General features: G+C 27.9%; 14 protein-coding genes. 13 read left to right on the top strand and 1 reads right to left on the bottom strand.

The window, feature by feature from the left end; all coding sequences use genetic code 11:
- Positions 1 to 491: UTP--glucose-1-phosphate uridylyltransferase (locus PLW95_00470; protein ID HOV21142.1), on the bottom strand; the 491-nt coding region annotated here is incomplete at its 3' end.
- A gap of 28 nt (positions 492 to 519) precedes the next feature.
- Between PLW95_00470 and miaA the strand changes: the two genes are divergently transcribed.
- The 13 genes from miaA (at position 520) to PLW95_00405 (ending at position 12,604) form a co-directional block, all read left to right on the top strand.
- Positions 520 to 1,464, top strand: coding sequence for a tRNA (adenosine(37)-N6)-dimethylallyltransferase MiaA (gene miaA, locus PLW95_00465; protein HOV21141.1), 945 nt, complete (start codon positions 520 to 522; stop codon positions 1,462 to 1,464).
- Complete coding sequence (locus PLW95_00460; protein HOV21140.1) at positions 1,458 to 2,213, top strand: tetratricopeptide repeat protein; 756 nt, start codon at positions 1,458 to 1,460, stop codon at positions 2,211 to 2,213. Before miaA ends, PLW95_00460 begins: the two co-directional genes overlap by 7 nt.
- 5 nt (positions 2,214 to 2,218) lie before the next feature.
- The gene (locus PLW95_00455; GenBank protein ID HOV21139.1) at positions 2,219 to 3,259 is read left to right on the top strand and encodes a hypothetical protein; all 1,041 of its coding nucleotides are present in this window, start codon (positions 2,219 to 2,221) and stop codon (positions 3,257 to 3,259) included.
- Positions 3,228 to 3,695, top strand: a complete 468-nt coding sequence (gene folK / locus PLW95_00450) for a 2-amino-4-hydroxy-6-hydroxymethyldihydropteridine diphosphokinase (protein HOV21138.1) — start codon at positions 3,228 to 3,230, stop codon at positions 3,693 to 3,695. The genes PLW95_00455 and folK overlap by 32 nt, the downstream gene beginning before the upstream one ends.
- Positions 3,667 to 4,521, top strand: a complete 855-nt coding sequence (panC, locus tag PLW95_00445) for a pantoate--beta-alanine ligase (protein ID HOV21137.1) — start codon at positions 3,667 to 3,669, stop codon at positions 4,519 to 4,521. The genes folK and panC overlap by 29 nt, the downstream gene beginning before the upstream one ends.
- A gap of 28 nt (positions 4,522 to 4,549) precedes the next feature.
- Positions 4,550 to 4,900 carry an aspartate 1-decarboxylase gene (locus PLW95_00440; GenBank protein HOV21136.1) on the top strand — a complete coding sequence of 117 codons (351 nt, stop codon included), beginning with the start codon at positions 4,550 to 4,552 and terminating at the stop codon, positions 4,898 to 4,900.
- A 4-nt stretch (positions 4,901 to 4,904) separates the two neighbouring features.
- Positions 4,905 to 6,323 (top strand): apolipoprotein N-acyltransferase, encoded by a 1,419-nt coding sequence (gene lnt, locus PLW95_00435; GenBank protein ID HOV21135.1) that lies wholly within the window; start codon positions 4,905 to 4,907, stop codon positions 6,321 to 6,323.
- The gene (rnc, locus tag PLW95_00430; GenBank protein ID HOV21134.1) at positions 6,302 to 6,928 is read left to right on the top strand and encodes a ribonuclease III; all 627 of its coding nucleotides are present in this window, start codon (positions 6,302 to 6,304) and stop codon (positions 6,926 to 6,928) included. Before lnt ends, rnc begins: the two co-directional genes overlap by 22 nt.
- Positions 6,929 to 6,972: 44 nt before the next feature.
- Positions 6,973 to 7,764 (top strand): AAC(3) family N-acetyltransferase, encoded by a 792-nt coding sequence (locus PLW95_00425; protein ID HOV21133.1) that lies wholly within the window; start codon positions 6,973 to 6,975, stop codon positions 7,762 to 7,764.
- A gap of 179 nt (positions 7,765 to 7,943) precedes the next feature.
- Complete coding sequence (locus PLW95_00420; GenBank protein ID HOV21132.1) at positions 7,944 to 8,786, top strand: 6-phosphogluconolactonase; 843 nt, start codon at positions 7,944 to 7,946, stop codon at positions 8,784 to 8,786.
- Between the two features lie 222 nt (positions 8,787 to 9,008).
- On the top strand, positions 9,009 to 11,324 hold the full coding sequence (locus tag PLW95_00415) for a DUF6067 family protein (GenBank protein ID HOV21131.1): 2,316 nt from the start codon (positions 9,009 to 9,011) through the stop codon (positions 11,322 to 11,324).
- Between the two features lie 57 nt (positions 11,325 to 11,381).
- Positions 11,382 to 11,591 carry a hypothetical protein gene (locus PLW95_00410; protein ID HOV21130.1) on the top strand — a complete coding sequence of 70 codons (210 nt, stop codon included), beginning with the start codon at positions 11,382 to 11,384 and terminating at the stop codon, positions 11,589 to 11,591.
- Between the two features lie 26 nt (positions 11,592 to 11,617).
- The gene (locus PLW95_00405) at positions 11,618 to 12,604 is read left to right on the top strand and encodes a hypothetical protein (protein ID HOV21129.1); all 987 of its coding nucleotides are present in this window, start codon (positions 11,618 to 11,620) and stop codon (positions 12,602 to 12,604) included.
- Positions 12,605 to 12,838: the final 234 nt, after the last annotated feature.

Below are 12,838 nucleotides of genomic sequence, written 5' to 3'. Positions count from 1 at the left end.
TTTTCAATTAGAACTTTATTTTCAGGATTTACCATGAAAAAAAGTGGAATATCAACTTTATATTTATCAGAAATCTTTCTTGCTTTTTCAGTAAAAAGTTGGAAAAGTGTTTTGTTTTTTATGGGAGTTATTGGAAACATTCCTTTTGGATATGGAAAACCAAGCCGAGTTCCCTGTCCACCTGCAACTATACATATTGCAATTTCACCTTTTTTTAATTTCTCATGCCCTTTTACTTTTAAGTATTGGGTAAATTTAGGATTTTCAGATGGCTTTAATATGTTTTCAGGAGGGGTTATTTCACCAAGTTCGTCTTTTGGGATTTTATTCTTTACAAGTTCTTCATAAAGAGAAAATGTTTTCTCAATATTTAAATTTTCAATTTTCTTTAAAAATTCCTTTTTTTCTGTTTTATTTAGTGAATTAAAATGATTTATAATTTCAATTTGTTTATATCTTTCCATCATTTCTATAAATTTCTCTTTTTCCATTTTTCCTCCCTTAATTTATAATTATTATATGCTAAACAAAAACAGGGGTAAAAAAATAATTATAATTGCTGGACCAACAGCAACAGGTAAAACAGAAATTGGTTTTAAATTAGCAAAAAAATTTAATGGAGAAATTATTTCAGCGGATAGTCGTCTCATCTATCGGGAAATTACAATAGGAACTGATAAACCACCTGAATGGATGCAAAAAAATATCCCTCACTATTTTATTGATATTGTTTCACTAAATAATGATTTTAATGTTTTTCAATTTAATAAGGAAGCATTTTTTAAAACTGAAGATATTTTAAAGAGGGGAAAATTACCTATAATTGTTGGGGGAAGCGGACTTTATTTAAGGTCATTAACAAAAGGATTGTTTTCTATACCTGAAAATACAGGAGAAAAACAAAAGGAAATAAGAGACAAATTAAATAAGGAAGAAACAGCATCTCTTTATGAAAAATTAAAAGAAATTGATAATAAAATTGCGATTAAAATCCATCCATCAGATAAAAGAAGAATAATAAGGGCACTTGAAATATATTACCTAACAGGGAAAAAAATGAGCGAGTGGCAAAAAGTAAAAGGTGAATATTACCTTGAAAAACTTGGAAATGTTTATTACTTTATATTAAAAAAAGAAAAAGAGGAAATATACAAAAAAATAGAAGAAAGGATAGAAAGAATGTTAAAATATGGATGGATTGAAGAAGTCAGAAAACTTCTTGAAAAAGGTTATAAAAAGACATTGATTGAAAAAGGTCCTATTGGGTATAAAGAAATAATTTTACATATAGAAGGTGAAATTTCATTTGATGAAATGGTTTTAATGATTAAAAAAAGAACAAAATTATTTGTAAAAAGACAAATAACATGGTTTAAAAAAGAGGATGGAATTTTGATTGATGCTAAAAATGAAAAAAAAGTAATAGATGAAATTATAGAAATTTCGGGACTTGAAAAATGTTAATTAACTGGGGTAGTGGTTATTTTTCAGGATTAAAATTGGGCTTTATATTTATAATTTTAGGTATAGAATTTTACTTTTTACTATTTGAAAAATGGACTGAAAGAGAAATTAATATAATACAACTTATAATTCTTTCTTTTTCCTGCTTTCTTGGATTTCTGGTTGGTGTAATAAAGATATCAATTCTTTCAATATTTTTTCTTCCATTTGCATACATTGTTATATTAGGAATTGAAAACTTCAATATAAGAAAAGAAGAAAATATACAGGAAAAGGAAAGTATTAAAAGATATGAAAAAGCAATTGAAAAAAATCCCCAAAATTGGGCTGCATATCTTTCATTGGGGGATATTTATTTTAAAAAAGAGGACTTTGAAAAAGCAACTTATTATTACCGACAGTGTTATCTTTTAAGAGATGAACCAATTATAAAACAAAAACTTAGGACATCTGAAAGAGAAGAGAAAATACAAAAAGGGATAATATGGATATGTCCCGAATGCGGAGAAGAAAATAGTGGTGAAAAGAATAAATGCAAGAATTGTGGTTATGAAAAAGACATCATAAAATCAGTAAGAAAAGATATAAAGGAAAAGAGTGAAATAAAAAAATATATAGTATTACTTATTATTTCTCCAATTGCTATAGGGATGATTTTGCTTTTAATTAAATTTCTGCCACTATATTTTTCGATATTTTTAACAATTGGAATTCTTTATTTTCTTTTAAAATTATTTTTTTCGTGGTAATTGAGATGAAAAACTTCATAATAACTGTATCAGTTAATAGTGAAATAATAAATAGAATTTTTGATAAAAGAGATAGAATTTATCTTGATAAGATTGAAAATATGAACAAGTTGATTGAAGAAAAGCATTCAGGAAAGTTGTATTTAGACGAAGAAAATGAGGAGTTTTATTTTTACTTTTTAACAGGACAGGAAAATATTTCCCCAGCAGTTTTAAGATGTTTCTACCATGGTATAAAAATTGAGGAAAACCAAACTCCCTTTCTTGCTAGATTTTTTACTCAATATAATGATATTATTACAAGAATAGATGTTGACCTATCAATTGAAGAAAAAAGACATTTACTTAATGAATTGAAAGAAAAATTTGATTTTAATTATTATATTAAAGAAAGGGATATTATTATAATTTTTGATTTTAAATTCCCATATTTTAGAATTCCCATACCCGAAGAAATAGAAGGGAAAAATATTAAAAAAATAATTCCTGATAAAAATGACTTACTTCCTTTAAAGAATTTTATTCTGATAACATCAGAAGTTCTTGAAAAAAGTATTATCAATCAAATAAGAAAAGACCTGAATCAGTCGGTTGCTAATTTACTTTATTTATGGGGATATGGACAATTAAATGAAATACAAAATTTAAAAAAAAGGATGAATTGCTATTATATGAAGCTTGAAAATGGTAAATATGAGGAAATTGCAACAACTCTTGGTTTTAATAAAATAAATAATTTTTGTTCACCAAATGAAAATTCACTTTATTGGCTTACATTTTCTCCTGATGATAAAAATTCTTCTATACAACTTAAAAAACTCGAAAATTTTGACAAAAAAGTGTTAGGAGAAATTTTAAAAGAAAAAGATATTAAAGTCCTAATTTTTTTTGAAAGTGATGAAGACACACAAAAATACTTTAACTATGTTTATTTTACTGACACAAAAAAAGAAAAAAAATTTCTTAAAAGGAAAATAAAAAACATAAGTTATTTACATTCATTATTTTTTAATAATGGAAAAAGTTATCATTGGTTTTGGAAGTAATAAAGGAAATAGAGAGAAAAATATAAAAAGGGCAATAAAATTGATTGAGAAAAGGATTTATATTGAAAAGATTTCTTCATTTTTTGAAACAAAACCAGAAGAAAAAGCAAGAGGAGGAAAATTTTTAAATGGGGTTATTGAAGGTAAAACAAATTTAAAAGCAGAAGAACTTTTATACTTTTTAAAGTCAATAGAAAAAAAAATGGGGAGAAACTTTCCTCACAAAAGAGGAGATGAAAGAGAAATTGACCTTGATATAATTTTTTATGGAAATAAAGTTATAAAAAATAATTTTTTACAAATCCCTCATCCTAAATGGAAAACAAGATATTTTGTTCTTAAACCAATTTTTGAAATATCACCTCATTTTGTTGACCCTGTTGAAAAAAAAAGTATAAAAGAAATATATGAAGAACGGAAAAATGGAAATTTTTAAAAAGAAGGAAAAAATAGGGGAAAAAATAAGAGAAATAAAGAAAACTGGTAAAAAAATTGGATTTGTTGCAACAATGGGATATTTACATAATGGGCATATTTCCCTTATAAGTAAAGCAAGAGAAGAAAATGATATTGTAATTGTAAGTATATTTGTAAACCCAACTCAATTTGGTCCAGGAGAGGACTTTGAAAGGTATCCAAGAAATGTAAATAGAGATATTGAATTACTTGAAAAAGAGAAAGTTGATATAGTTTTCATTCCTGATGCTGATGAGATGTATAAGAAGGACCATAAAGCATGGGTTAATGTAGAAGAATATTCTGAAATTCTTGAAGGAAAATTAAGAAAAGGTCATTTCAGAGGTGTTTGTACTGTTGTGGCAAAACTTTTTAACATTATTCAGCCAGATAGAAGTTATTTCGGGTGGAAAGATGCTCAACAACTAATAATTATAAAAAAAATGGTTGATGATTTAGATATACCTGTTGAAATTGTTGGATGTCCAACACTAAGAGAAAAAAGTGGACTTGCAGAAAGTTCGAGAAATATCTATCTGACCGAAGAAGAAAAACAAAAAGCACTTTGTCTCTATAAGGCACTTAAAAAAATTGAAGAAATGGCAAAAAAGGGAGAAAAAAACACAAAGAAATTGATTGAAGAAGGAAAGAAAATTATTCTTTCAACAGGAGGAGTAGAATTACAATATCTTGAAATTGTAAATATAGAAAATTTACAACCAGTTGAAAAAATTGATAATAATACAATAGTACTTGGTGCAATAAAAATAGGAAATGTCCATCTTATAGATAATATTTTTTTATAATAACGATACAATAAAGAGGATGAAAATAATGTATAGATGCATGTGTAAATGTAAAATAAAAGGTGGAAAAGTAACCGATAAAAATTTATATTATGAAGGAAGCATCACACTTGATAAAAAGATAATTGATAAAGCTGGCTTACTTGCAGGAGAAATGGTCTATGTTTTAAATTTAAATAGTGGAGCAAGAATTTTTACATATGTAATTGAAGGGAAAGAGAATTCAGGAATAATATGTTTAAATGGACCATCTGCAAGATTTTTTGAAAAAGATGATGAAATTATTGTCCTTTCAATTAGTTATCTTGATGACAAAGAACTGAAAAATTATAAAATGAGTATAGTAGAACTTGGAGAAAATAACAAAATAAAGGTTTAAAACTATGCCTCTTATTATTTTTCTTGCCAGTTGTATATCATCTCTTATTTTTGCCTTATCTTTTCCACCATTTAATTTTTGGTATTTTGCGTTTTTTGGACTTACTCCTTTGATTTTTCTTTCTTCAAAATATAATAAATTATCTTATTTTATTGGTTTTATTGCTGGACTTTCATTTTATATTTTTTTACTTAACTGGTTATTTGCTGTCTCTGGTTTTTTCTATATTTTGCTATGTGTATATCTTGCAATTTATTGGGGTATATTTTTTTATCTTTCCAGTTTATATAATTTTAATCCATTTGTTTGTGCATCTATATGGTTTTTTATTGAAATTTTAATTGAAAATTTACTTACTGGTTTTCCATGGCTATCTTTTTCTCTTTCCCAATCAACAAATCACTATATATGGAAATTACCCCAAATTATCGGAAGTAAAGGTATTTCCTTTTTTTTAATTCTTTCTAATTTTACAATTTTTTGCCTATTTCAAAAAAAATTTAAGGTCTTTTTAATTTCCTTTTTTGTATTTATTATTTCTTTCACTCTTCTCTTCTTTTATAACCCTGAAATTAAACAAAAAGGAAAATTAAAAATTATGATTATTCAACCAGGTATAAAAACAGAAAAAATTAAAGAATCAGAAACAATTATAAATATTCTTTGGGAAATGACTACAAAAAATGTTAAGAAATTAAAACCCGATGTAGTTATATTGCCTGAAGGAAGTTTTCCTGATGACATTTTTTCAAGACCAGAAATTTTAAAAAAAATAAAATTATTATGTGAAAATTATAAATTTTCTTTGATATTTGGAACATTCAGAAGTAATAATAATAAATATTATAATTCTGCTTTATTTTTGAAAAATGGTAAAATTGAATTTTATGATAAAACACATCTTGTCCCTTATGGAGAGTTCATATTAGGAGGTAGATGGGAATTTATAAAAAAGATATTTGTAAATTATGCTGGATATACTCCAGAAATTGAAAGAGGTAAAGAAATTAAAAATTTTAATTATAAGGAAATTAAAATTGCACCTCTTATTTGTTATGAAAATATATTTCCAGAAATTACAAATAAAATGCTTGAAAGTGGGAGTAATATTTTTGTTGTAATTACAAATGACTCATGGTTTGGAAATTCTTTTGGCCCCTACCAGCACTTTTACCATAATGTTTTAAGGGCATTAGAAACAGGAAGATATTTTATTCAGTGTGGCTTGTCTGGTATAAGTGGAATTGTATCTGAAAAAGGAGAGGTCTTAAAAATAATTGATATTGATAAAAAAGAAACATTGTTTTTTGAAGTTCCATTATTCTTTCAAAAAACAATATATGGGAAATATAGTGATTTTCCGCTTTCTATTCTCTCTCTTTTAATTATAGGAGGATATTTATGCAGGAAATTGAAAAAATAATTGACTATGAATTTAAAAACAAAAAATTATTAGAAATTGCTTTAACTCATTCTTCTTTCTCAACTCAAAATTCAAATGAAAGATTTGAATTTATAGGAGACCTTATTTTAAATTTTATTGTTGGTATTTCCATTTTCAAAAAATTCCCCGATAAAGACGAGGGATTTTATACAAATTTAAAATCAGGATATGTTAATCAACATTACTTAAACTCATTGGGTGAAAAATTGGAGATAGCAAAATATATTAAATATAAAGGAACAAAACCAATTGACTTATCCGATTTTGTTGAAAGTATTATAGGGGCAATTTATTTAGATGGTGGATTAAAAAAAACAGAAAGATTTGTTAAAAAATTTATTTTAAGCAATAAAATAGAACCGCTTATTGATTATAAAGGTGAACTTATTACAATTTCAAGAAAGTTATCAGGAAAATTACCGTTATATGAAATTATTGATGAAAAAGGACCTGCCCATAAGAAAAATTATAAAGTTATTGTAAAAATAGAAGGTATTGCAAGTAAAGGTGAAGGAGAAGGCAAAAGCAAAAAAGAGGCAGAAATAAAAGCAGCAAAAGACATTCTTACTAAAATTCTTGATTAAATTAACATTTTAAAAAAATATTAAAAATATAAAAAGGGCTAAAAATGTTTGATAATATAGTGAAAAAAAATGAATTAATAAAAGGTTTTGAAGAATTAGGTCTAAAAAAAGGAAATATAGTTATTGTTCATTCTTCCCTTTCTTCTTTTGGATATGTAGAAGGTGGTGCAACAACTGTAATAGATAGTTTGAAAGAAATTATAACAGAAAATGGCATTCTTGCCATGCCAAGTTTTCCTGCTTTTATTGGTGGAGAATATGGAATTGCAGAAAAAGAGATAATTTTTGATGTAAGAATTTCACCAACTGCTATGGGTAAAATTTCCGATACCTTCTGGAGAAAGGAAGAAGTTAAAAGGTCATTACATCCTACTCATTCTGTTGCTGCATGGGGTAAGGAAAAAGAATGGTTGATTTCGGGACATGAAAATTGCATATGTTCATGTGGTGAAAATACACCTCTTCATAAAATCTGTAAAGAAAATGGGAAAATCTTACTAATTGGAATTGGACATAATTCAAATACTACTCTTCATACAATTGAAGATATTAACGGTGCTCCTACAAGAAGTTGTTTAATTTTTTATCCAAAAGTTATTGACTATGAAGGGCAAATTTTAACAGTTCCATTACATCCACATTTTCCTGGTTTGTTAAGGAAATATGAAAAAGCAGATGAAATATGTAAAGAAAACAAAATTCAAAATGAAATAAAAATAGGTAATTCTCTTTGTAAACTAATAGAAGCAGGTAAATTATTTAATATATTAAGTAAATTTGTTAAAGAAGATCCATTATTTTTGATTGATAAAAATTATTATGCTGAACTAAAATAATTGGACAAAAATCATTTAAAATATAAAATAAAGGTAGTGGCAAAAAGAGATGAAAAATAGATGAAAAATAAAAATCCTCACATCTTACTTTTCACATTTCACCTGTCTTTGTGAGAAAGTGTAAGGTGAATTTGGGGAGATAATTTTGGCAGAATCGTTGCTTAAAAAGGGGGCAAAAAATGAAAGGAAAAAAGGAAAGAAAATTCAATATATTTATTTTAGAAAACAACGAGCAAATGGGGAAAGAAAGTGCATTACTTGCAGGAGAAATTCTCAAACAATTTACTGCCAGGTTAGATAAAAAATGTATTGCTACTTTTGCTGCTGCTCCTTCTCAGGATACATTTCTTTATAACCTTTCAAAAAATAAAGATATCAAATGGGAAAATGTATATGCTTTTCACCTTGATGAGTATATAACCCTCCCAGATGGACATCCAAACACTTTTAAAGAATATCTTAAAACACATATTTTTGATAAAGTTGATATACCTTCTAAAAACATTTTTTACATTAAGGATTCAGGGAAAAATGCAGATGAAATGATTATGAATTATACGAAATTATTTTCTGATAAGTATAAAGAAGTAAAAAAAGAGGACGGAATTTATATTGCTTTCATAGGTATTGGTGTAAATGGACATATTGCTTTTAATGAACCAGAGACAGACCTATGGAGTAATGAACTAATGATTAAAGTCAGGATAGACGATATTTCAGTAAAACAACAATATGATGATTATAAAAATCATCCTAACCCAAAGGCAAGATATAAAACATTAGAAGATGTGCCAAGAGAGTCCTTAACAATGAGTGTTGGGGCAATACTTAAAGCAGATAAAATTCTATGTATTGTTCCTGGAAAACAAAAAGCAAATGCAGTAAAACTAACAATTGAAGGAGAAATTACAAATAAAGTTCCTGCCTCTTTATTAAGATTACATAAAGATATTAACTTATATTTAGATATTTATTCATCATCACTTTTAAAAGATGTTCCAGAACTAAAAATGGATGAATAATACAACTTAAACCATAGATGTTTATTATAATTCTTCCTTTGATAAAGAGGGATAGAGGAGATTTTAACAACAAGTACTATAAAATTTGATAGTGTCAAAAAAAGAGATGAAAAAAAGGGGCAGGGATATAAAGACATATAAAAGCATTAAAAGACAAAGAAAGGCATTATAAAAGATATAGCCAATTTTGGCAGAACCCACCATAAAAACGAGGAGGAAGAAATGGAAAAGAAAAGAGTAATTTTAGGGTTAATTGTAAGTTTGTATTTTATTTTAAGTATTGTAGTTGATGCAGAGGTATTTAAGTTTGATATGGGAGATGAGAAGTCACCTGTCTATTCTGGATTTATTAAGGTTACCAAAGAGACAACTTATACAGAAGAGAAGGGATATGGATGGACAGGTAGTTCCAAGAATTTGAAAGATGGTTATTGGAAATTACCAGATGATTTAGCAATGGACTATGTTAGTGGTTCACCTGCTATTTTTAAGGTAAATATACCAAATGGAGAATATAAAGTTTGTTATATTAGCCCGCATTGTAATTATTCTAATGCTTATTATACACCTGGTTTCCGTTATGATGCCAGATGGTATGTTAAAGTAAAAGGAAAAGAGGTTTCAAGACTTGATTTTAATGACTATATGAAAGATGTTTTTTTCAAGAATATAGATAATGACTATCATAAAAATGACAGTATCTGGAAGAAGTATATCAGGAATGAATTTATTCCAAGATATTTTATAATTGAAGTTAAAGATAATACAATAGAGATAGAATTTACTAATGGTTGTTGTATTACTTGTTTAGTTATATATCCATTAGAGAAAGCAGAACAGGTAGAAAAAGAGCTGGTAGAAATAGAGAAGGAGAGAGAAAAGAAGTTTAACTTAGGAATAGAAGAGATAAAGAATGAAGAAGAAAAAGGGCCTTTTTATTCCATTAGCGAGAATGATAGAAAAACGGGTTATATTATTTTTTCCAGAAACTATCTTGATGAGATTAGATATAACAGCAGACCAAAAGAGGGGGAGGTTAAAAAAGAACTGACTGCATTTGCTTCTGGAGATGAGTATGAACCATTTACTTTTTCACTTTTTCCACTTATTGATTTAAAGAAAGTAAAAATAGAGGTTACTGAATTAGAAAATAATAAAGGAAATAAAATTGGCAAAGAAAATATTAGTTTAAATATAGTTAGGTATATAGAAATCTCAAAAGGTAAGTTTGGTTATTTTCAATATCCTATAAAGTATGAAGTATTTCCATTTTACTTAAGGGAATATAAAGAGAGTGATTTTGAAGAAGGGGTTAGCAGGAGATTTTGGCTTACAGTAAAAGTTCCAAAGGACACACCAGAAGGCATTTATAAGGGGAAAATAACTATTTCTCCAGAAGGCAACCCTTCTTCATCATTAGAAATTAAGTTAAGAGTTTTACCATTTAACCTTCAGCCATTTGAAGATATTTTTATTCGCACGGCATTTCAAGATTTAAGGTATGGTAGTAGCGATTTTGATAAATATATGGAACTCATTAAAAGTTATCTTATTTTTATTAAAGAATATGGATTAACCCCTGATACTCAATCTCTGCCAAACAGACTTTTCGGACAAAAGATTGATGAAAAAACCAGGTGTGTAGATTTGACTTATTACAAAAAATATTTAGAATACTATAAAGAGATAGGTTTTCCTTCAAAAGAAGTTGTTCTATGTTTGTATAGTCCAATACTTAAGAATTGGTGGGGAATACCTGGTGGGACAAAAACAAGGCAGGGCTATTATTATAACCAGGAAGGAAGAGAGATTATTAAGGAGATACTATTAAACATAAAGGGAGAGACGAACAAATTTGGTTTAGAGCCTATTTTTCTCATTGGAGGTGAACTTACTAATGCAGGAATAGAGTTAATTAGGGGATATATTCCTCTTTATAAGGAATTAAAAGAGGCAGGGTTGAAATTATACAATAATTCTAATGGACAGGGAGAGGTAGACCTTCTTTCTCCATATTTATATATTCATGGATTAAGGGACTACTTGATGACACCAGAAAATATTTCTTATATTAAGAAAGTTGCTCCAGATTGTAAATACTGGATATATGGAGTAGAGACAAGATTTAAGGCTGGTTTTGGTTATTGTCGTAGTGGAGCAAAAGGAAGTTATACTGAATTTCTTGTTATACCTCGTCGGGACCCTTATAACCCTTTTGATGTAGGTTGGGAAGGTCTACATATTTCTTTTTGTCTTCCTGGTGAAGAAAAACCAGTTTCCACTCTAAAAGCAGAAAGAATTAGAGAAGGAATAGATGATACCAGATATATCAGGATGTTAGAAAGTTTAATAAAAGAAGGCGAGAAGAAAAAAATAGATGTAACAGAATCTAAGAAGATATTAGAAGAAATAATGGATTACATCAATCCTGATTTTTCTTATTATTATACACATTCTGCTCCATCTAATGAGGTTTATGATAAATTAAGATGGAGAATAGCTAACGAAATTATAAAGTTAAATAAAATTTTAAAATGAAAAATAGAGGTGAAAATACTAAAGAAAATTACTTTAGCCGGAGTGTATTTACTGAGTGTGGGAGATTTATCTTTTGCAGAAGAAAAGGGACTTGTTGCTCACTGGAGTTTTGATGAAGGTTCTGGTGATATAGTAAAAGATAATAGTAGCAATGGAAACAACGGGAAAATTAATGGAGCAAAATGGGTGGAGGGAGTAAGAGGTTATGGTTTAGAATTTGATGGGGATTATGTTGATTGTGGTAAAGATGTCTTCAATAGAAGTTAGTTTCAACAGAATAAAAGGACCTTTTGATGAATAAAATAAGAATTTGTGTTTTTGTGATTTTATTTGTTAATTTTTCTATTTTTGCAGAGATTATAATTCCTTTAACAAAGTCCAAGGGAAATGATAAATTTGCTATATATTCCCCTGATGGTGATAAAATAGTTTTTATTAGGCAAGAGAATTCAAAGGAAGGGATTTGGTTATTAGATATAAAAGAGAAAAAGGAATATCTTCTGACAGGACAGTTGAATAGTCCCAAGGATATATATTTTTCATCAGATAGCAGGAGGATTGTTTTTAGTAGTGAAGGGAAAATATATTTGTTGGATGTTAGTTTTTTGTCAGATGTAAAGAAAAAATATCTTGTTAATGGTGAAAGGCCTGTTTTTTCTCCAGATGGGGAAAAGATTGGATTTATTAAGAATAGAAAGATATGTGTTTTAGATAATGGGGAAGAAAAAGAATTAACAGGTGAATATTCTAATTTGGATATTGCATGGGTTAATGGTGAGGAGATTATTTTTTGTGGAGATGGTAATATATATATCCTAAATATAAAAGATAAAAAAGTGACTCTTATTAGTGAGTTAAGGGAAAAATTAGGTAATAATCTTTACTACACCAAAATTTATGTTTCACCAAATAAGAAGGAAGTTATTGCTGTTGTTCCAATGGGATTAGTTGCCCCGGGAGAGGACTTAACAAGAGCAGTAGGGGATGTCCTTTATCTTGTGAAAAAGGATAGTTTTGAAGAGATAAGTTATGGAAGAAACCCTTGTTGGTCATCTGACAGCAAAAAGATAGTATTTGAGGATGAAGAGGAAATATACATATATTCAATAACAGAAAAGAGGAAGATAAAATTAACTGATGATAATTACCTTGATGAAAGGCCTGTTTTTTCTCCAGATGGGAAAAGTATTATTTTTTCTTCTGTTAGGAGAGATACAAATAATGATGGAATAATAAATTGGAAAGATAGTTTAGATATTTATAAAATGGTTATTGAATAGAGATGTGTGGTGTAATGTCAAGAGAAAAAAGCAACAAAAATCCCTTGACAAGTTTTCCAAATTTTAAAAGAACGCAACTTTTAAAAAATTAAACTTGTTCACTTGCTCTTTGACAATTTTGAGGTGATTCAATCAGACTGGGTGACTGGGAACCCCGAAGTGGTGTATAAAGTTAGTTATTTGAGAGCATAGCAAAGACCAAGGAAGACCAACTTTTCCACAGGAGCCTGCGGA

The organism is bacterium (genome assembly GCA_035370465.1).
Classification (GTDB): domain Bacteria; phylum Ratteibacteria; class UBA8468; order B48-G9; family JAFGKM01; genus JAGGVW01.
The sequence above is the reverse complement of the archived record's forward strand: the minus strand, read 5'-3'. Positions and strand labels throughout refer to the sequence as shown.